Genomic DNA, 19,793 nt, shown 5'->3' on the forward strand with positions numbered 1-19,793 from the left:
TCCCCCTATACACCCGCGGTTCCTGGAAAATGGACGCGAATTCAAAACCCCCGCGCGGGCCGTGTGATTGCACGCCCTTCGAGCGGCGGGGATGCAATAAGGATTTTGTAAGATGTCCCGGCGCTGCGAACTGACGGCCAAGGGCCCCCAGACGGGCCACAAGGTGAGCCACTCGAACATCAAGACCAAGCGGCGTTTCCTGCCGAACCTGGCCAACATCACCTTCATCTCCGAAGCGCTCGGCCGCAACGTGCGCCTGCGCGTCTCGACCAACGCGCTGAAGAGCGTCGACCACAATGGCGGCCTCGACGCCTACCTGCTCAAGGCCAAGGCCGACGTGCTCTCGCCCCGCGCCCTCGACCTGAAGCGCGCGATCGAGAAGAAGGTCGGCAAGCCGGCGCCGGTGAAGAAGGCGAGCTGAACGAGAGCGCCACACACGCGAATTCGCGGAGAGAGTTTTGAACGGCCGGGTCGATGACCCGGCCGTTTTTGTTTTGGGACGGACAAGTTGAACCATCATGTCTCCCGCAACGAGTGCTCTGCGGCACTCTATCGACGCGGCCGATGGCTCCTCGATAGGAGAGAATCGCGATAGCTTGGGCGCCTCGTCCTTAGACGATTGAGGCACCTCATGATCGACCCATCCGACGCGCTTGCGTTCTCCGTTTACGAAAATAAAGCCGTATATTGCGTGCTCTTAGGTTCGGGCGTTTCGCGAGGGGCAGAGGTTCCAACGGGATGGGAAATCACGCTCGACTTAGTCCAAAGGGTAGCAAGTCTTGAAGGTGTGAAGGATCAGGTTAATTGGGCAGCCTGGTACAAGGAAGCTCACGGGAAAGAGCCCGGCTATTCCGACCTGCTCGATCAACTAGCTACAACATCCGACGAACGACGTTCCATTCTACACAGTTACATTGAACCTGACGAAAGTGACGTCTCTGCAGGAAGGAAAGTACCAACCAAGGCTCATCGTGCAATCGCTAGGCTGGTTCAGGCCGGATACGTAAGGGTAATCCTTACCACTAATTTCGACCGGCTCATGGAGAATGCCCTGCGCGACGTTGGTGTCGAACCCACCGTCATTGGTTCAGAAGATGGTCTGAAGGGTGCGGTGCCGCTTATTCATAGCCGCTGCTACGTTCTGAAGTTGCATGGCGACTACCTCGATACTCGCATCTTAAACACCGAATTAGAACTAAGCGCATACACGGCGCCGATGAATACGTTGCTCGATCGTATCGTTGACGAACATGGCCTGATTATTTGTGGCTGGTCGGGTGACTGGGACCCCGCTTTGAGGGCCGCCATAATGCGCGCTCCGAATCGGCGTTATCCATTGTATTGGGCAGCTAGGGGGGAGCCGAGCAAAGTCGCGGTTGACCTAATCACTCAACGAGCTGGGCGCGTTATCAGCATCGAAAGCGCCGACACCTTCTTTGAGCGGCTGGAGCAACAGGTCAGCACTCAATCAGAAATGCGGCGGCAAAATCCGAGTACTGTCGAACTGATGGTCGCCAGTGCCAAACGATTTCTCGCAAAGCCCGAGTTTCGAATCCAGCTAGACGAGCTTGTGGGAGAGGAAGCTAGAAAGCTGGAACGTGCTTTGACGGGAGCCGGCTTTGCAACAAATGGCGAGGTCTCAAAACAAACGTTCCCACGGATCGTCGGCCGGTACGAGGCTATCACAGAACCGTTAGCGCGCATTGTTAGCGTTCTCGGCCGGTGGGGTGCGGATGCAGAACTGCGTGTAGTGATCGACCTTCTTGCGCAATTTGGGGTGAAAGAACCGACTGGTGGAACGGTCGCCCTCATTAATTTGCGTTCATATCCTGCCGTCCTTCTCTTATACGCTCACGGTCTCGGACTACTTGCAGCAAGACGATACGCCGACTTGTTCCGGCTCTTCGCTACCAGGCTGACGACTGATCGAGATCGCACGATCCCCGTAGTCGCCCACTTGCTTCTCAATGCTTGGGACGGTGGATCAAATGACACTTGGAGGCTCCTGCCTAATTCCGAACGACTTAGGACCGCGCTAAGTGACCACCTGCACGATATTTTTCGCTCCTGGTCGAGCGACTATTTTTATTCATCGAAGGACTACACTCTCTTCTTCGAGGAATTCGAAACTTTGGGGACGCTCGCGCACATCTCGACCTCAACCAACAAAAAGGAGCTTTCTGCGGCACTGGCTGGTGAGGGTGGCAGAAAGTTCGTCTGGTGCGCTATTGGGCGCGTGTCTTGGGACGACCAGTCGCGCAGGAAAATCCTTGAGAAGTGGCAATCGGAGGAGATCGCAGGCGAACTAACGAAGGCAGGCTTCGCCCTCGGAGATCGCGAGTATCTAACGTTGGCGCGGACCAACATCAACAACTTCTCCAGCGTCCTCCAATGGTCCTCTTAGTCGTATCGACACGCGCCGATCAATTCGTTGCCAATTCTGAGACGAACTACCCGCATCTAATTTTCACTGAAAACGCTTTGGGCGACTCGACGTCATCCGTAGAGGAACATATGGACGCTTTCGAACAAGTGGTCGCTGAAATTCTTTGGATCGAAGGCTACTGGGTTCGCACATCCGTGAGGGTAGAACTCACCAAAGAAGAAAAGAAGAAAATTGGACGACCATCCTCGCCAAGATGGGAACTGGATATTGTCGCGTATAATTCCCGAGACAACTTACTTCAGGTCGTCGAGTGCAAGAGCTATCTGGATTCTCCAGGTGTCCAAGCCATCGACTTCCATCTCGATTCAAAGACGGCATCTCGCTACAAGCTATTCAACGATGCCACTCTACGTGAAACGGTTTTCAGTCGACTTACCCATCAACTATCCTCAAGCGGTCTGTGTCGTCCGAACCCGAAAGTCGAATTGTGCCTTGCCTGCGGCAAGATCAACGATAGAAGCAGATCAGCAGTCCGTGCGCGGTTTGAAGCGGAAGGTTGGCACCTATGGGACGAAAATTGGCTAAAGAGCCGCCTGCGACTGATGTCGAAAATGGGCTACGAAAACCAGGTATCAGCGGTGGTATCCAAACTATTACTTAGAGGTGCTCTATCTGAGCAATTGCCTTCTGAACTTGCATCGCCCGCAGAGGACAGAATCTGAAATGACATCCGATGATGAAATCGATGCAAGCCTTGCCGCCGTCCTTAGGAAGATAAGAGCTTTAGGCCTTGAGCTGGAGTTGGATCATATCCCGGGGCGTCGATCCGATAATATTGCCCTCCTCCTCGCGGCCCTCGTTATAGGAATCGACGATAAGATCGATAAGCTAATCCATCGCTCAGCGCAGAATGTTTGCCGCTGGTCGGAGGCTGACGATAGCACGGTCCAACTCATAACAGGATTGGGTATCGCCGCACGTCCCACGGCAATACATCTGTTAGCTCAGCGTATCTCAGGCACTCGCCATTTGGTCATCTGCGATCCCTATTTTTTGACATCGATCAAATCGCATTCACCCGAAAATTATGTTGCCGCAGTAGACTCCGTGTTGCCGGAAACGCTGAAGACGCTGGAAATTTTTTCTGGAAAAAGAAAACGTCAGCCGGCAGTTGCACAGAAATTAAATCACCTCTTCAAGCAAAGAGGCATCCGCGTGCGGTCTTACAAGACCGATGATATTCACGATCGAGTTTGGATAAGCGATTCTGATCAGGCCTTCTCCGTTGGAACTTCATTCAGTAGCTTAGGAGGCAAATGTGCTTTCATCTTGCCTCTCCCGCGGGACGATCTGCGAGCGTTCTTGACGGAGATTGGAGTCCGAAAGACAGAATTGCCCGTTTCTAAGTCGGTATGACGTGCTCAGCGAGGACGTCGCGTATTTCGGTCACATCAGATCGCTTGCGCTAACGCGTTGGCGTTCACTTCGTCCGGACCCGAGCGAGGCGCGTTCTTTGCTCTGGATACTTCGATCACCCCCGCCAACATCCTAATTTCTCCCACCTTTACAATGCGACACGCCCTGTCCAGTCCTCTCAAAGAAAATATTCCTCTTCCCCAAGACACCCAACTCGCGAGTATATGCACCGCGTCTCGCCTCCTCGGGGAGGGGCGTATCGCGATCATCACGGACGTTGGGCGCGGAGGCGCGCGAGTGAATTCTTCTTTGCGTGATTACGCGTGAAGCAAAACAATCCACCGCAGTCGGCATGGAGAGATGGATTGCGTCGTCGCCTCGTTCCTCGCGATGACGCTTCGTCCGAGGCTGCGGCAAGTCTGTTGACAGCTGCCGCCAATGATAGCGGTGTCATCGCTCGCCGCGGCGCGAATCTCTTCTGATGCGCGGTTCGGGCGTGAAGAAACGCTTAACGCCCGCGTCTTAACCAACCAAGAAAGCCTAGAAATAAAGGCAAAAGCGGCTTCTCCTGCACCCGTTAATCACAACATCACTGCGCATCATCACGAGCGCATGAGGCGCATGCAAAACGCCACGATCTCTTCCAGATATTAGTGTGCAAACAAGCCATCCGACACGAATGCGATTCGACGCGGTACGCCGCATCGTCTCGAAGACCGTGAGGGACATCACGGCCAGCACAACTGATTGTGAGGCAAGTGCGCCGCACTCTTGGGAAGAAGCCTGGCCGTTCCTATGTCACGTCCAAAGAACGACCCCGATAAAGGAATTGCTCGATGCAAGTTCGCGCAGCCGATCCGCGCGGAAGACTGGTGCCTGCGATTGCAACCGCCGCCGTGGCGGTGCTCGCGACGGCCGCCCTCGTCATCCTCGAATTCAACCCGCCCCGCAATGTGCAGGCCGCGGCCGAGCCCGGCATGATCACCTCCGCCGCCGCCAGCAGAGCCGGCGCCACCGTGCTGCCGACCGATCCGGTGACGACCGGCAGCGTGCGCTACCGTTAAGGGGCGCTCTATCCATCATCGTCGTCCCGGCGAAGGCCGGGACCCATTACCCCGGCTGTTTATTGGTTAGAACGCTGGGACGACATTCCGCCTAACGGCACATTTTAGTGGTTATGGGTCCCGGCTTTCGCCGGGACGACAGCGGTAGTTGCCGCCCGCCGCATTTTCGCATCCCTGCCCTGGCGTCTCGCCACAAGCCTGCCTCCCCCGACCTGCATAAGCTCTCCCTCGCGAACAAAACAAAAAGCCACAGGGAGGCTCACGATGATCTGGAAGGCCATTGCGGCAACAGTCGCGCTTGCGCTCGCGACGCAGGTTCACGCCGCCGAGAAGAAATATGGCACGGGCGCCAGCGACACCGAGATCAAGCTCGGACAGACCTCGCCATTCTCCGGCGCGGCGTCGGCCTACAGCGTGATCGCGAAGACGCAAGGAGCCTACTTCAAGATGATCAACGACCAGGGCGGCGTGAACGGGCGCAAGATCAACCTGATCACGCTCGACGACGGCTACTCGCCGCCGAAGACGGTGGAGCAGACCCGCAAGCTGGTGGAGCAGGAGGAGGTCGCCGCGATCCTCAATCCGCTGGGCACGCCGACGGGCCTGGCCGTGCGCAAATATCTCAACGACAAGAAGGTGCCGCAGCTGTTCGTCGGCGCCGGCGCCACGCTGTGGGGCGACTACGCGCATTATCCGTGGACGATCGGCTTCCAGCCGTCGTACCAGGCCGAGACCGCGGTCTACGCCAAGTATGCGCTGACCAACAAGCCGGACGCGAAGATCGCGCTGTTCTACCAGAACGACGACGCCGGCAAGGATTACGGCAACGGCTTCAAGAAGGGGCTGGGGCCGGAGAACACCGCGAAGATGGTGGTAGCGGAGACGACCTATGAATCGACCGATCCGACGGTCGACAGCCAGATCGTGAAGCTGAAATCCTCCGGCGCCAACGTGCTGTTCATGCACGCGATCCCCAAGCAGGCGGCGCAGGCGATCAAGAAGATCGGCGAGATCGGCTGGAAGCCGGATTTGTTCTTCCTCGCGGCGACCTCGACCTCGGTGTCCTCGGTGCTGAAGCCGGCCGGCTTCGAATATTCCAGGGACATCATCTCGTCCTACTCGCTGAAGGATCCGAACGATCCGCAATGGAAGGCGGACCCGGACGTGATCGCCTGGCAGGACTTCATGAAGAAGTATTTTCCGGACGGCAATCTGCAGGACCAGTTGATCGTCTACGGCTATGTGGTGGCGGAGGCGACGGTGCAGGTGTTGAAGCAATGCGGCGACGACCTCACCCATGAGAACATCATGAAGCAGGCCGCCAATCTCGACATCGAGCTGCCGATGTTCCTGCCCGGCATCAAGGTGAAGACCTCGCCGACCGACTACTTCCCGGTCGAAGCGATGCGGCTGCAGAAGTTCAACGGCGAGACCTGGCAGCTGTTCGGCGACACGATCGGGAATGATTGAGGAAAGGTAAAATTGGGCGCAAACCCATCCACATCGTCGTCCCGGCCTAGTGCGCAATTGCGCACGGGGGGCCGGGACCCATTACCCCGACTGGATGGCGTGGCGCGACGCTGGGGCCGCGGCCGGCTGCAATAACAGGCTGCGGTGGTTATGGGTCCCGGCCTCCGCCGGGACGACGACGGGGTTAGCTCCCCGTCAACAACGGCGAAATGCCACTTGCCCCCTGGTGCGGGCATACGCATGATCGATTTCGGAATATTGGAAATATATCCCTGAGTTGCCCGACGCGTCAAGTCGCCTGGTCGAACGCCGGCCACCGCCGGCTACTTTGCATGGGGTTGTTTTCAATATTTTGGCAACGCACCTCCACATCGTCGTCCCGGCGGAGGTTAGACTCCCTTCGCCAACAACGGCCGGGACGACGCAAGGAGGTTAGACTCCCCGCTCCAACAACACCTTGAAATCCGCCCGCGCGCGCTGCGCCTCGGCGCGTGCGGCCTCCGAGGCATCGCCAAGACCAAAGTAGCCGTGAATCAGGCCCTCGCCGGAATGATAGCTCACCGGCACGCCGGCCGCCTGCAACGCCCTGGCATAGGCATGGCCCTCGTCGCGCAACGGGTCGAACCAGGCTGTGGTGACCACCGCCGGCGCGACACCGGCAAGGCTCTTCGCGCGCAGCGGCGAGACGCGCCAGTCGGCGCCCTCAGCCTTGCCGGCGAGATAGTGCCCGCAGAACCACTCCATCGTCGCCCGCGTCAGGAAGTAGCCGTCCGCATTCTCAGCGCGTGACGGAAATTTGGCGTTCTCGCCCGCATCGGCGAAATTGCCGACCACGTCGGTGACGGGATAGACCAGCAATTGCCCGGCGAGCCTGATGCCGGCGTCGCGGCAGGCGAGCGCGGTGGCGGCGGCGAGATTACCGCCTGCGGAATCGCCGGCAACGCCGACGCGGGCGAGATCGCCGCCGAATTCGGCGATCCGCGCGACCACGTCGCGGATCGCGGCGAACGCATCCTCGAACGCGCCGGGAAAGCGCGTCTCCGGCGGCTGGCGGTAATCGACCGAGATCACGACAGCGCCGGTGTCGATCACGAGGTTGCGGGCCTGGCGGTCATGGGTCTCGAGATCGCCGGCGACCCAGCCGCCGCCGTGGAAGAAGATCACGGTCGGCGCCGTGCCGCGGCCGTTGCGATAGAGCCGCGCACGGAGCTTGCCGGCGGCGCCCTGCACTTCGATATCGCGTGCCACGTCGACCGGCGGCGGCGGCACCGCCTTGCGCGCCTCCGCCAGCGCCCGGAGAGAATCGCGACAGCTCTGCGGCGTCATGGTGTCGGGATCGCGCAGCGGCAGCAGCGGGATGATCTTCTCAATGACGGGGTCGAGCGGAAGCGGCATGGGAATCCTTTAGTGCGAGTGCGTGGAGTTCAGGTGAGTTGCTTGGATAGCGTACCGGCCTCGATCGCTGCGATCTGCAGCGCGATGAAGCGGCTGTAGATGCGGGCCTGCGAGAACGCGCCGCCGGCGAACCAGAGGCCGGGCTGCAGCGTGCGCGTCCACATGTTACGCAGCTCCTGGCTCGCATCGTCAAAGCCCCAGACGCGGCCGACGCGCGCGGCGACGTCCTCGCCGAACAAGCTGCCGACCAGATGGTCCGGGCCCTTGTAGCCGGTGGCAAGCACGAACAGCTCGGCGCCGAGCGACGTGCCGTCCTTCAGCGCAAGGCCGGCGGCGGTGATATCAGCGACGTCGGCGGCCTGGATCAAGCGGATCTTGCCGTCGGCGATCAATTCGGAGCAGCCGACATTGAAGTAGTAGCCGCCGCCGCGGGAGCGAAACTTCAACGGCCAGCCGGTGCCGTCCTCGCCGAATTCGAGCCGGAAGCCGGCGCGCTCCAGCCGCGACAGTAAGGGCGCATCGAGCCGCTTCACCTCGTCGGTGATGATCCTGTGCGCGACCTTCATCACCGGCAGCGGCACGCCGGAATTGAGGATGTCGCGCACCTCGATCGGCGGGCCGTCGCCGAGATAGATCTTGTCGTAGAGCTGCGCCGGCTCGACATTGACCACCATGGTCGGGCTGCGCTGCACCATGGTGACGTCGGCGCCCGCGGCGTGCAGCTCCTGGCAGATGTCATGCGCGCTGGTGCCGGTGCCGAACACGACGACCGAACGCCCTGCCCATTCGCGCCCGGCCGCGAACGCGCTGGAGTGCAGCACCTTCCCCTCGAAATTCCCGATGCCGTCGATCCTGGGAATGTTCGGCGTGCCGCTGACGCTGGTCGCGAGCACGATGTGTTTCGGATGCAGCATGCGCGGGCCGCTGGTCCGTTGCAGCGTCACCGTCCAGCGTTGCGCCGTGTCGTCATAGCGCGCGCCCTCGAACGAGGTCTCGGTCCAGAAGTCGAGCTCCATGATGTCGACATAGCTTTCCAGCCAGTTCGCGATCTTGTCCTTCGGGATGTAGTCCGGAAAGCTCGGCGGGAACGGTAGGTAGCGAAACAGATTGACCGGCGTCTTGTTGTGCAGCTTGAGCCCGCGATAGCGCAGCCGCCAATTGTCGCCGATGCGCCGCTCGCGATCGACGATCAGGGCATCGAGCCCGATCCGCTTGCACTCGACCGCGGCCGCGATGCCGGCATGGCCGCCGCCGACAATCAGCACGTCGGGCTCGCGGTCGGCATAGGCGCGCGAGGCCTGTCGCTGCTCCAGCCAGTCGGGTGCGGCGAAATCGCGCGCGTGGGATTGCTCGGCAGCGCCGTCGGTGCGCGCCTCGCAGATGCGGTTGAAGTCGAGCATCGTGGAGAACGTCCACGCCGCGGAATTTCCGTCAGCATCGTGGAGCAGCCGCACCGCGCCGGTGCCGGGGCCATTCGATGTGTCGAAGGTGAAGACAGCCTCGATCGCCTCGCGTCCGGCCACCACGGCCTGCCGCGGTATCAAGGCACGGTCATCGAGACGAAATCCGCTCGCGCCGACCGCTTCAGCGCGTGCAAGCAGCTCGGCCACGACGAGCTGCCGCCCGCTGAAGGTCGCAAACTGCCAGGAGATGCCGAAGATATTGCGCCAGTGGCTCTCCGGCGCAAACAATGCGGATAGAGCCTCGGCGGAGCGGCTCGCGAACGCCGCATCCAGTGCGCCGATCCATTGCTCGGCGGCAAGTTCAGGCGCGTCCTCCGTAGCCGGGTTCAGTTTGTCCAGCATGATCGTGCTTTCTCGGGAGCAGTTGCCGTCTATCTGACAACATGCTCCCGAAAAGCACAACCATCATGCCAAGCCTCATGCAACGTGTTGCGCCAGCTGCGCCGGCTCGGCCTCGCCCTCATCGCCGGCGGGCTCGGCCTGCGGCGCAGGCGCCGCGGCGAGTTCCGCTGCTATTTCCTTGGCCAGCGCAGTGGCGCCGACATAGTCGGTCTTGCCGGTGCCGAGCAGCGGCACCTTGTCGACGACGCGGATATCGGCCGGCACCGCAAGCTCGGAGGCACCGACGCTCTTGGCCTGGCGCTGCATCGCGGCGCGGTCGGCGTCCTTCTGCGTGGTGAGCAGCACGATGCGTTCGCCCTTGCGCTGATCGGGCAGCGTGACCGCAACCGACATCGCCTGCGGCCAGATCGCAGCCGCGATCGCCTCCACCGCCGACAGCGAGACCATCTCGCCGGCGATCTTGGCAAAGCGCTTGGCACGGCCCTTGATCGCGATGAAGCCCTGCGCGTCGACCGTGACGATGTCGCCAGTGTCGTGCCAGCCTTCAGGCAGCGGCTCCAGCACACCGGGATTTTCGGCGCGGAGATAGCCGAGCATCACGTTCGGGCCCTTCACCGACAGGCGGCCGCCTTCCTCGATGCCGGGGACCGGATCGAGGCGATACTGCATCAGCGGCGAGATCCGGCCGACGGTGCCCTGGCGGTTGGCCATCGGCGTGTTCATCGCCAGCACCGGCGCGGTCTCGGTGACGCCATAGCCCTCGAGGATGCGGATGCCGTAGCGCTCCATGTAGATCTGCCGCGTGCGCTCCTTCACCGCCTCCGCACCGGCGATGACGAGCCGCAGCGTGCGGAAGTCATAGGCATGCGCCGAGCGGGCATAGCCGGTGAGGAAGGTGTCGGTGCCGAACAGGATGGTCGCGCCGGTCTGGTAGATCAGCTCGGGCACGATCCGGTAATGCAGCGGCGACGGATACATGAAGATCGGGATGCCACCGAGGATCGGCATCATCATGCCGCCGGTCAAACCGAACGAGTGGAACACCGGCAGCACGTTGAACACCTTGTCGTTGGCATTGGCATCGACCCGTGCCAGCGCCTGCGCCGCGTTGGCGAGGATGTTGCGATGGGACAGCACGACGCCCTTCGGTGTGCCTTCCGAGCCCGAGGTAAACAGGATGACCGCGGGATCGTTGGCCTTGCGGGCGACGCGCGGCGCGATGCCCGCGCGGAAGCCCGCGACCTTGTCGGCGAGGCCGATGCCGGCCCTGACATCCTCAAGATAGACGACGCGCGCCTGGCCGGCGAGCGCCGCGATCAGCTTGTCGAGCTTGCCCTTCTCGATGAAGGCCTGCGAGGTCAGCACGGTCTTCACCTGCGCCGCCTTCATCGCCGCCAGCACGTTGACTGGACCTGCCGAGAAGTTGAGCATCGCCGGCACGCGGCCGATGGTCTGCAGCGCCATGAACACCACGGCAACGCCGGCCGAGTTCGGCAGCAGCACGCCGACATTCTCGCCGACCGCGGTGCCCTGCTCGAGCTTGCGGCTCAGCACCTGAGCGCCGAGGATCAGCTTGCGGTAGGTCAGCTTGGTGCCGAGCGCGTCCTCGATGATCGGCTTGCCGGTGTCGCGGTCGCGATAGGCATGGCCGAGGCCCTCGAACAGCGTGTGATCGAGCATCGCGTTCTGGACCATGGCGTTGATCATCACGTCCTGCAGCGCGGCGCCGGCGGCATTGCGGCGCGCCTTGCCTCGCAGCGATTCGTCGACCGGCAGCTTCACCGGCGGCAGGATCGAGATCGTCACCTTGGGGAACCAGGAACGCTTGATCTCGCCATTCTTGAGATAGCTGAGATGCGAACGCTGCGCGCCCTCGATGCGGACCGGGACGACGACCGCATCGGCCTTGTCGGCGATCATCGCGGTGCCGTCATAGACCTTCATCAACGAACCGGAGACCGTGATGCGCCCTTCCGGGAAGATCACCACCGGCTCGCCGGCGGCGACCAGCTTGATCAGGTCGCGCGCGGCCAGCGGCTTGGTCGGGTCCATCGTGTAATGCTTGATCATCTTCAGGAACGGCTTGGCCCACCACGCCTTGGAGATGCCGGTGTCGACCGCGAAGCTCGCATCGATCGGCAAGGTGGCGTGCAGTAGCGGGCCGTCGACCAGGCTGACGTGGTTGGGCGCGATCAGCATCCGCGTGCCCGATGGCGGCAGGTTCTCCATGCCACGCACCTCGACGCGGAACAGCGCCCGGAACAGCAGCGCGCCGAAGTCGCGCACGCCCTCCTTGCCCCACTTGCTCAGCACGAACCAGACGGTGCCGAAGCTCGCGACGGCGAGGCCGAAGAAGATCCAGGCGATCGGCAGGCCGATATATTGCAGGGCGCCGACGAACACCGCGCCGGCGACCATGAAGCCGGCCTGCAAAATGTTGCCTGCGGCGATGATGCGGGCGCGCTCGGACGGCGCGGTCCAGGCCTGCACGGCAGCGAACGACGGCACCACGAACAGGCCGCCGCCGAAGGCGAACAGGAAGAAGTCGGCCAGCATGCGGAAGCCGCCGAACGAGGTCGCAAACGCGGCCGCGGTGACGTCCTTGCCGAGCGAGGTGGTGGCGATCGCCCAGGCGAGGTCGAGGCCGACCACGCCCATCACGATGGCGCCGATCGGCACCAGCGCGAGGTTCGGGCGGACATGGCTCAGCTGCGCCGCGAACAGCGAGCCGGCGGCGATGCCGATCGCGAACACGGCGAGGCACAGCGTGACCACGCCCTCGGTGCCGCCGACGCCTTCCTTGATCAGCGCGGGCAGCAGCGACAGCACGATCGCGCCGACCATCCAGAACCAGGACACGATCACCATGCCGTCCCACAGCCGTGGCTCGGCATAGAGCGACTTCAACAGGCGCACGGTCGAGGTCCAGGGATTTTTGGTGATCGGCAGATCCGGCGCGGACGGCTGCGTCACCGGGATCCGTGACGCAAAGCCCCAGGACAGCACCGACAGGCCGACCACGGCGGCGCAGATCCAGCCCATGTGGCTGGCGTCCGCGACGAACATGCCGCCCGCGATGGTGCCGATCAGGATCGCCATGAAGGTTGCGCCCTCGACCAGCGCGTTGCCGGTCGCGAGTTCGGACACCGACAGCTGGTCGGGCAGAACGGCATATTTCACCGGGCCGAACAGCGCAGCGACGATGCCGAACAGCGCCAGCGCGATGAACAGCAGCGGGATCGAATGGGTGAAGAAGCCGGCGGCGGCAAACGCCGCGGCGAAGATCTCGAAGAACTTCAGCCGGCGGGCGACGACGGACTTGATGTAGCGGTCGGCAAGCTCGCCGCCGAGCGCCGACAGCACGAAGAACGGAGCGATGAACACCGCCCCCGCGAGCTGAACCAGCGCCGGCCCCTGCTCGTTGGCGACGCCATACAGCAGCATGATGACGAGCGCGTTCTTCAGCACGTTGTCGTTCAACGCCGAGCAGAACTGCGACCAGAACAGCGGCGCGAAGCGGCGGGACGTCATCAATTCCTTGATCATGACCGGTTCCTTGGGTTAGCGCGCACGGCGCTGGCAGGTCTGCGAATTCGGGTGGCGGAGAATGGTGAGCGTGGAGAAAATGACGGGGATGCCGCAGCCTTTAGTCTTTTCCGCAACGTATCGGTTCGAAGGCGCGCAAAATCGGGCGCACCGGGACGTCGCGACATTGCCCGCCAGAGATGTACGAGACCTTATCCAGACCTGGGGTTGATCGACGCCGGACCGGCTCGCAGAGGACATGGTGAGCGCTTTGTTGAGGTTTCGCCGACAATTGCGGCCCGCGCACTTCAGGTCAGTTCACTCAAGCCGCCGAACGGCGACCATCGGCAGTTGCGCGGCTTGCAGCGGCCTCCGCTCGCAGCCGCCTGGCGCGGCGCGCGCCGATCCGCGCGCCGCTGCTCCAGGACGCCTGCGACGTCGCAGGCGCAGGCAATCCGCTCGATCGGCGCGGTCGCCAGATTGAGGACGGCGCGGCCGAAGCCCTTCACGAGCTCGATCGCGTCATCGACAAGGGTGGTGGTCAATTGAAGTGCTAGGGTCTGCATTTGAGTGGCCTCCTATGCCAACTTGAGCAACGCTCAAATTAGTAGTATGAAAATGAACATTGTTCAAGAAGAATCGCGACGAGACCGAAAAAAACTTCAGCGGCGAGCCTTGCTGATCGAGATCGCGCGCCGGTCAATCGCCACTAAGGGATTGAGATCACTCAAGGTTCGTGATGTCGCCGAGGCCGCCGGCTGCTCCATCGGCAGTGTCTATAATGAGTTCGGCGACTTCGACGGGTTGATCTTGACGGTGAACCGGGAGACCGTTCACGCGCTGACCACGCGGCTCAAGGCGGTCCCGGCCGACGATCCCCTGCACCAGCTGCATGGACTTGCCGACGCCTATCTCGGCTTCGCCACCGAGCACGCCAATCTGCTGCGCTCGCTGTTCGAGCACCGGATGGAGGACGACCGGCCGTTTCCGGAAGACATCCTCACGATGGTGATGGATGCGTTCGCGCTGATGCATGCGCCGCTGCTCCGGCTGCTGCCCGATCGCGATCCCGACGATGTCGCGTTGCTGTCGCGGACGATGTTCTCCGCGGTCCACGGCATCATCTCGCTCGGCCTCGAAGAGCGCATGGTCGCGGTCCCGCCTGAGATGCTGCGCGAGCGCCTCGCGCAGTTCGTCGACACGCATCTGGCAGGGCTCGGTGTTTCGCGGCGCGCGTAATCACACCGGGTGCGCTTCGATCAGGTTTGATTGCGTGCAATGGGGCTTGGGTGGGCAAGGGTCCAGAGCGGTTCGAGGAACACGACACTGGTACCTCCCTCACGGAAGACGAGCTTGAACTCGATCCGCCCATCCGCGGTGATGGAGGCGGAATGCAGTCCGGTATTGCCGTCATAGCGCAAGACGTCGTCGAGGACATATCCGGTGAAGCCGCCGGAAAAGCCCGGCCCGGGTACACGGCTGTGCGGCATCGCCGGGCCGTTCACGAGATAGCCGGTCGCGACACCGTCCCGATCGACATTGGTGACGATCATCATGAATTGGCGGTGCGAATTGATCCATCCCTGGTCACTCACCCACACGCCGAGAAAGCGGCGGACATTGTCCGGTACGTCACTTGCCGGCGCGCGAACGCGATAGGCGGGAAGCGGCAGCTGCTTCTCGGCGGCCAGCGCGGCGATCCGCTCGACATCCTGCTCCGGCACGATGCCGTGATCCTGCGGCACAAGCCAGTGCGCCAATTCGGCCAGAGGATGCCACATCCCGTTGGCGATCGGCGGCGCGGATGCGAATGATGCGAAGGCGATCACCGACAGGCCGGCGATCAGCAACCATCGGGGAAGTGCGGCCAAGCGTGCCGCGATGCCGCGGGGAGCGGACGTTCGGCGCGAGACGTTCTGCGATCCATGATCGTGCGGCGGCGGCACCGGCCTGGCGTCGAGGCGATAGCCGCGGCGAGACACCGTCTTGATGATGCGGTGGTCGTCATCGCGCAGCTTCAGGCGCAGCTCGCGGATGCACTGGACGAGCGAGTCGTCGGAAACCGCGACGTTACCCCAGACCGCCTCGTGCAGATCCTGCTTGGATGCCAACCGCCCGGCATTGCCGGCGAGATAGCCGAGCACCGCGAATGATTTCGGCCTGAGATCGAGATCGACGCCATCCACGCGGGCTACGCCGCGGGCGAGATCAAGCTCAAAGGAATCAAATATCAAAACGGAATCAGTCGCCGGGTCCATAGAAGTCACTCCATGCCCACAGACGGCACCAATCGGGAAAATTTAGCAGTAAATTCGCCGTTCTGTCACTTCTTCATCAGGACTTCCCTGGCGCGAAGCCGATAGTCGCGAACCGGCCCGGCATCATCTCCGGGCTCGCGGGAGGTTGGCCATGTCGAGCACCCGGTTTGCCATGTTGGTCGGGGCCGTTCTGGCGCTTGCGGCGGTGCGACCGGGACACGCCCAGGCGCAGAACGTCGTAAGGGTCGGGCTGGTGATGCCGTTGACCGGCGTTCTGGGGCCGGTCGGCAAACAGGCGGTCGCCGGGGCGCGGCTCTACATGGCGCAGCACGGCGACATGGTCGCCGGCCGCAAGATCGAATTGATCGTCCGGGACGATGCCAGCGTGCCCGACAATGCCAAGCGCATTGCGCAGGAGCTGATCGTCAACGACGAGGTGGCGATCCTCGGCGGCGGGTTGACGCCGAGCGTGCTGGCGCTCGCGCCGCTGGCCAATGAGAGCAAGACGGCAACCGTCGTGATGGTATCGGGCACCTCGATCGTGACCGAACGGTCGCCTTACTTCGTGCGCACCAGCTGGACGCACGCGCAGCAGGCCAGCGTGCTGGCGGATTGGGCGGCGAGGAACGGATCGAAACGGGCCCACCATCATCGCGTCCGACTGGGCACCTGGGCGCGAAGCCGCCGGCGTATTTTCGGCGAGCTTCACCGCGGCAGGTGGAACGATCGTCGAAGCGCTGAAAGTGCCGCTGGCCGACCCCGATTTCGCGCCGTTCCTGCAGCGCGCGCGGGATGGCAATCCCGACATCCTGTTCATTTTTGTCCCGACAAGCCAGGCCGGTATCCTGGCCAAGCAGTTTGTCGAGCGCGGGCTCGACAAGAGCGGGATCAAGCTGATCGGCCCCGGCGACATCGCCGACGACGAGGACCTGCCGGGAATGAGCGATGCGATGATCGGCATGATCACGGCGGGGTTCTACTCCGCCGCGCATCCATCCGACCTGAACCGCGACTATGTCGCGGCTTTCCGCAAGGCCAACGCGAATGTTCGACCGAACTTCATCAGCGTCAGCGCCTATGACGGCATGCATCTGATCTACGAGGCGCTGAAGGTGACCGGCGGCAAGACCAATGGCGATGCGTTGGTCGAAGCCATGAAGGGCATGGCCTGGGAAAGCCCGCGCGGTCCGACGTCGATCGACCCGAAGACGCGCGAGGTCGTCCACGACATCTACATTCGCAGGGTCGAGAAGGTCGGCGGCGAGCTCTACAGCGTCGAGCAGGAGACGTTCAAGGCGGTCAAGGACCCCGCCAAGGTCGCGAACCGATGAGGGAGGCGGAGTAGCAGCTGATCCGGCTTGGCGTAGGCCTTTGCGGTGTCCCGGCGTAGCGGGTGACGGCCGACACAGGACTTGCGTTCAGACCATCCCCCCTGCAACACGACCGATCCCGAGCCAGCAAACCAGCCTCGTCCAACGCCACTCCGACGCTTCAGGCGCGCGCCCGCGCGATCGTGCCGCCGACGATCTGCATGGCAACGCCGAGCACCCAGCCCGCCATGATGGCCGCGGTCCAGCCGATGTCCGGCTCGCTGCGCAGGACGACGACGCCAACCGAGAAGAACGCAACCATCGTCGCGAGGAAGGTCCCGATCGCGCCGAGCAGCTCCGCCGCGTCGATCTTGCGCATCGACGCCGTATCCTTCGGATGGAACAGCTTGGGGGGTGTATCGATGCCGAGATAGAAGCCGATCGCTCCGCCCAGCATCATGACGAGCAGGAACGCCTGCGAGGTCAGCGCCGAGACGCTCGAGCCGACATGGATGGCGACAAACAGACCGCTTGCGGCTCCCGCCAAAGCAAGGCCGAAGCGCTCAAGGACGTGGGCAAATTTTCTGACGTGGCTGCGCATGGCTGTGCCTCATCAATGAATTGCGCCGCTATTAGGCTAGGCCTTTTCGCAGCAACGCGAAAGCGGTCACCTCTCACATGGCCGCGACCACGTGACGCTTTGTGCGCTAGTTCACACCTATCGCGGCATGGAATGATTAAAGAGCGATCAAAGGTAGCAATCGATCCGGTCCCTGCTACGCTGCGCAACCCGCTTCATTCGTTTCAGCGAGCGTCTTTCAATGCCGAGTCCGAAGATCATTATTCTGTCCGACGGCACCGGCAATGCCGCTTCCAGCGTCTGGCGCACCAATGTCTGGCGGATATTCCAGTCGCTGGATCTGCAGGGCAATACGCAGGCCGCCAAGTATGATGACGGCGTCGGCACGTCGAAATTCATTCCGCTGGCCATCCTCGGCGGCGCCTTCGGCTACGGTCTCAAGCGCAACATCCTCGACGCCTACAAGTTCATCTGCCGCAACTACGACCACGCGAACGATTCGAAGATCTACCTGTTCGGATTCAGCCGCGGCGCATTCACCGCACGCACGCTTGCCGCACTCATCCTCGATCAGGGCTTGATCGTCGCGGACACCGAATCCGAGTTGCACGACGGTGCGGTGAAGGCCTATCGCGCATACCGGGCCGAGGGCTACCACTCGATCTGGCGCATCGAGGTGCTGTTCCGCGCGCTGCGCGACTATGTTCTTGTGCCGCTGTGGGATCGCCTTCGAGGCAACAAGCCGTATGCAAGGATCGCGCGGAAGCCGGTGCCAGCGATCGAATTCATCGGCATCTGGGACACCGTCGCGGCCTATGGCCTGCCGATCGACGAGATGACGCGCGGCATCTCCAACTGGGTGTGGCCGCTCGAACTGCCGAACCGGATTCTCAGCCCAAAGGTCAAGTGCGCGCGACACGCGCTGGCGCTCGACGACGAGCGCACGACCTTTCATCCGGTGCTCTGGACCGAGCAAGAGCCGGGACAGCCCGCACCGGCCGTGCCGACCAGCATCGATGGCGAGCGCCTCATCCAGGTCTGGTTCGTCGGCATGCACGCCAATGTCGGCGGCGGCTATCCGGACGACGCTGTCGCATTCGTGCCGCTGGCCTGGCTGGTCGACGAAGCCGTCAAGCGCGGCCTCGCATTCAAGAGCGCACCGATCGCCGACCCTGACGCGATCAAGTCAATCAAGTCCTCCGAGGACAAGGATGGCCGCCTCTACGATTCCCGGGCCGGCCTCGGCGCGTACTACCGGTACGGTCCGCGCAAGGTCGCCGACCTCTGCAACGATCCCTATGCCGGCGTCAGCGTGCCGATGCCGAAGATTCACGAGAGCGTGTTCGAGCGGATCGACAGCGGCGCCAATGCCTATGCCCCGATCGGACTTCCGCCGAACTACGTGGTCGTCTCGCGCAGCGGCCAGATCACCCCGCTCGGCGCCAATACGTTTGAGACGCCCGCGGGCGCACCGGCGCGCTATGCCGCGCAGGAGAAGCTGTGGAACTACGTCTGGCTGCGGCGGATCGCCTACTTCGCCACGCTGGCGGCGTCGCTGCATCTGGCCGCGTTCTGGCTGTTCCATAACCAGCACAAGGAGCACGAGTTCAGCTCCTATGTCAGGATGATTTCGGAGCTGGTGCGCTTCGTTCAATCATTCCTGCCCGATTCCTTTCATTGGTGGACCGATTGGTACGCCGGCAATCCGGAATGGTTCGCCGGCGGCATCCTTGCTGTCATCGTGCTGATGGGTGCCGGCAGTTCGCTCAGCGCGACGATCAGCGACAGGATGCGGATCATCTGGCGTGACCGCGCGAAGCCGACGCCACTCTCCGGGTTCATGCACGAGGCGATCTATCGATTCCGTACCAGCGCGGTCTATCAGTGGATTCTCAATGTCGGAAAGCGGCATGTCGTCCCTTTCCTGCTCACGGCCCTGCTGGTCTGGTTCAGCGCGACGCTGGTCAGCCACTTCCTGTTCAATCTCGCCGATTCGACCGGGGCATTCTGCAAGGGCACTGCGACGGACAAGCTTGTCGCCGTCGACAAGGGCATCCCGCAGGATGCCGCCGACTTCGACACCGGCGCGATCTGCGCGCCGACCGGTCTCAAGGTCCGCACCGGGTTCAAGTACGAGATCGCGATCACGATGTCGGAGCCCTGGGAGGACGCCGGCCGCGCGGTGACGCCGATCGGGTACCGGACCTCGACCATCGAAGGCACAAAGCAGTTGCGCGGCTATTTTGCGATCTTCCTGCGGCGGATCCTGTTCCGGCCATGGTTCAGGCTGATCGCACGGGTCGGAGAGACCGGCGTCGACGAGTATTTCCTCGACCCCCTGCCGGTGTCGAACACCGACCCGCAGGTCTACAAGGCGCGTTTCACCGCTGATCGCAGCGGCGAGATCTTCCTCTACGTCAACCAGGCCGTCATCAGCCTGCCCTGGGTCTGCGGATGGTTCTACGGCGACCATAAGGGCAAGGCGATGGTCACGGTGCGGTTGCTGTAGGGAGCCGCGATCGGGCCCACAGCATCGCGGCCCAACGGGTGCGCACGGCGTGATCGATCTGTGATCCTGCCGACA

The 19,793-nt window shown here is 62.5% G+C and carries 14 protein-coding genes and 1 pseudogene; 9 read left to right on the forward strand and 6 right to left on the reverse strand.

Translation table 11 applies throughout. The annotated features are described in order from the left end of the window. Positions 1 to 112: 112 nt before the first annotated feature. The 6 genes from rpmB (at position 113) to J6525_RS26710 (ending at position 6,336) form a co-directional block, all read left to right on the forward strand. On the forward strand, positions 113 to 421 hold the full coding sequence (gene rpmB / locus J6525_RS26685) for a 50S ribosomal protein L28 (RefSeq protein WP_028341882.1): 309 nt from the start codon (positions 113 to 115) through the stop codon (positions 419 to 421). 210 nt (positions 422 to 631) lie between these two features. Further along, positions 632 to 2,404: an SIR2 family protein gene (locus tag J6525_RS26690; protein ID WP_225646892.1), complete on the forward strand. Its 1,773-nt coding sequence runs from the start codon at positions 632 to 634 to the stop codon at positions 2,402 to 2,404. 110 nt (positions 2,405 to 2,514) lie between these two features. Continuing rightward, positions 2,515 to 3,108 carry a PDDEXK family nuclease gene (locus J6525_RS26695; protein WP_225646893.1) on the forward strand — a complete coding sequence of 198 codons (594 nt, stop codon included), beginning with the start codon at positions 2,515 to 2,517 and terminating at the stop codon, positions 3,106 to 3,108. Position 3,109: 1 nt separating this feature from the next. Further along, positions 3,110 to 3,802: a hypothetical protein gene (locus J6525_RS26700; protein ID WP_225646894.1), complete on the forward strand. Its 693-nt coding sequence runs from the start codon at positions 3,110 to 3,112 to the stop codon at positions 3,800 to 3,802. A gap of 836 nt (positions 3,803 to 4,638) precedes the next feature. After that, entirely contained in the window at positions 4,639 to 4,866 is a 228-nt protein-coding gene (locus tag J6525_RS26705) for a hypothetical protein (protein WP_016843499.1), read from the forward strand. Positions 4,867 to 5,130: 264 nt separating this feature from the next. Next, a complete protein-coding gene (locus tag J6525_RS26710; protein WP_225646895.1) occupies positions 5,131 to 6,336 on the forward strand; it encodes an ABC transporter substrate-binding protein in 1,206 nt (401 codons plus the stop codon). Between the two features lie 432 nt (positions 6,337 to 6,768). On the opposite strand, the gene J6525_RS26715 is transcribed toward J6525_RS26710, so the two are convergent. The 4 genes from J6525_RS26715 to J6525_RS26730 all read right to left on the reverse strand — a co-directional run bounded on the left by J6525_RS26715 (position 6,769) and on the right by J6525_RS26730 (position 13,627). Then, entirely contained in the window at positions 6,769 to 7,731 is a 963-nt protein-coding gene (locus tag J6525_RS26715; protein ID WP_225646896.1) for an alpha/beta hydrolase, read from the reverse strand. A 29-nt stretch (positions 7,732 to 7,760) separates the two neighbouring features. Continuing rightward, positions 7,761 to 9,536, reverse strand: a complete 1,776-nt coding sequence (locus J6525_RS26720; RefSeq protein ID WP_225646897.1) for an NAD(P)-binding domain-containing protein — start codon at positions 9,534 to 9,536, stop codon at positions 7,761 to 7,763. Between the two features lie 75 nt (positions 9,537 to 9,611). Beyond that, the gene (locus J6525_RS26725; protein WP_225646898.1) at positions 9,612 to 13,082 is read right to left on the reverse strand and encodes an acyl-[ACP]--phospholipid O-acyltransferase; all 3,471 of its coding nucleotides are present in this window, start codon (positions 13,080 to 13,082) and stop codon (positions 9,612 to 9,614) included. A 287-nt stretch (positions 13,083 to 13,369) separates the two neighbouring features. Further along, positions 13,370 to 13,627, reverse strand: coding sequence for a hypothetical protein (locus tag J6525_RS26730; RefSeq protein WP_225646899.1), 258 nt, complete (start codon positions 13,625 to 13,627; stop codon positions 13,370 to 13,372). A 52-nt stretch (positions 13,628 to 13,679) separates the two neighbouring features. On the opposite strand from J6525_RS26730, the gene J6525_RS26735 reads away from it, so the two are divergent. Further along, positions 13,680 to 14,300 (forward strand): TetR/AcrR family transcriptional regulator, encoded by a 621-nt coding sequence (locus tag J6525_RS26735; protein ID WP_225646918.1) that lies wholly within the window; start codon positions 13,680 to 13,682, stop codon positions 14,298 to 14,300. A 20-nt stretch (positions 14,301 to 14,320) separates the two neighbouring features. Here the strand turns inward: J6525_RS26735 and J6525_RS26740 are convergent, their stop codons facing one another. Then, on the reverse strand, positions 14,321 to 15,319 hold the full coding sequence (locus J6525_RS26740; RefSeq protein WP_225646900.1) for a winged helix-turn-helix domain-containing protein: 999 nt from the start codon (positions 15,317 to 15,319) through the stop codon (positions 14,321 to 14,323). A 151-nt stretch (positions 15,320 to 15,470) separates the two neighbouring features. Here J6525_RS26740 and J6525_RS26745 point away from each other — a divergent pair. Then, positions 15,471 to 16,650 (forward strand): annotated as a pseudogene (locus tag J6525_RS26745) (ABC transporter substrate-binding protein). 160 nt (positions 16,651 to 16,810) lie between these two features. Here J6525_RS26745 and J6525_RS26750 read toward each other — a convergent pair. After that, the gene (locus tag J6525_RS26750) at positions 16,811 to 17,230 is read right to left on the reverse strand and encodes a hypothetical protein (protein ID WP_057015532.1); all 420 of its coding nucleotides are present in this window, start codon (positions 17,228 to 17,230) and stop codon (positions 16,811 to 16,813) included. Between the two features lie 220 nt (positions 17,231 to 17,450). On the opposite strand from J6525_RS26750, the gene J6525_RS26755 reads away from it, so the two are divergent. Beyond that, on the forward strand, positions 17,451 to 19,718 hold the full coding sequence (locus tag J6525_RS26755) for a T6SS phospholipase effector Tle1-like catalytic domain-containing protein (protein ID WP_225646901.1): 2,268 nt from the start codon (positions 17,451 to 17,453) through the stop codon (positions 19,716 to 19,718). Positions 19,719 to 19,793: the final 75 nt, after the last annotated feature.

It is taken from the genome of Bradyrhizobium australafricanum (genome assembly GCF_020329495.1).
Classification (GTDB): Bacteria; Pseudomonadota; Alphaproteobacteria; order Rhizobiales; family Xanthobacteraceae; genus Bradyrhizobium; species Bradyrhizobium australafricanum.

What these genes read in the sequence shown, in the direction of transcription:
- J6525_RS26730 (WP_225646899.1), bottom strand. Translation starts at nt 13,627, where the DNA reads ATGCAGACCCTAGCACTTCAATTGACCACCACCCTTGTCGATGACGCG.
- J6525_RS26690 (WP_225646892.1), top strand. Translation starts at nt 632, where the DNA reads ATGATCGACCCATCCGACGCGCTTGCGTTCTCCGTTTACGAAAATAAA.
- J6525_RS26695 (WP_225646893.1), top strand. Translation starts at nt 2,515, where the DNA reads ATGGACGCTTTCGAACAAGTGGTCGCTGAAATTCTTTGGATCGAAGGC.
- J6525_RS26715 (WP_225646896.1), bottom strand. Translation starts at nt 7,731, where the DNA reads ATGCCGCTTCCGCTCGACCCCGTCATTGAGAAGATCATCCCGCTGCTG.
- J6525_RS26700 (WP_225646894.1), top strand. Translation starts at nt 3,110, where the DNA reads ATGACATCCGATGATGAAATCGATGCAAGCCTTGCCGCCGTCCTTAGG.
- J6525_RS26750 (WP_057015532.1), bottom strand. Translation starts at nt 17,230, where the DNA reads ATGCGCAGCCACGTCAGAAAATTTGCCCACGTCCTTGAGCGCTTCGGC.
- J6525_RS26725 (WP_225646898.1), bottom strand. Translation starts at nt 13,082, where the DNA reads ATGATCAAGGAATTGATGACGTCCCGCCGCTTCGCGCCGCTGTTCTGG.
- J6525_RS26755 (WP_225646901.1), top strand. Translation starts at nt 17,451, where the DNA reads ATGCCGAGTCCGAAGATCATTATTCTGTCCGACGGCACCGGCAATGCC.
- J6525_RS26735 (WP_225646918.1), top strand. Translation starts at nt 13,680, where the DNA reads ATGAACATTGTTCAAGAAGAATCGCGACGAGACCGAAAAAAACTTCAG.
- J6525_RS26710 (WP_225646895.1), top strand. Translation starts at nt 5,131, where the DNA reads ATGATCTGGAAGGCCATTGCGGCAACAGTCGCGCTTGCGCTCGCGACG.
- J6525_RS26705 (WP_016843499.1), top strand. Translation starts at nt 4,639, where the DNA reads ATGCAAGTTCGCGCAGCCGATCCGCGCGGAAGACTGGTGCCTGCGATT.
- J6525_RS26740 (WP_225646900.1), bottom strand. Translation starts at nt 15,319, where the DNA reads ATGGACCCGGCGACTGATTCCGTTTTGATATTTGATTCCTTTGAGCTT.
- rpmB (WP_028341882.1), top strand. Translation starts at nt 113, where the DNA reads ATGTCCCGGCGCTGCGAACTGACGGCCAAGGGCCCCCAGACGGGCCAC.
- J6525_RS26720 (WP_225646897.1), bottom strand. Translation starts at nt 9,536, where the DNA reads ATGCTGGACAAACTGAACCCGGCTACGGAGGACGCGCCTGAACTTGCC.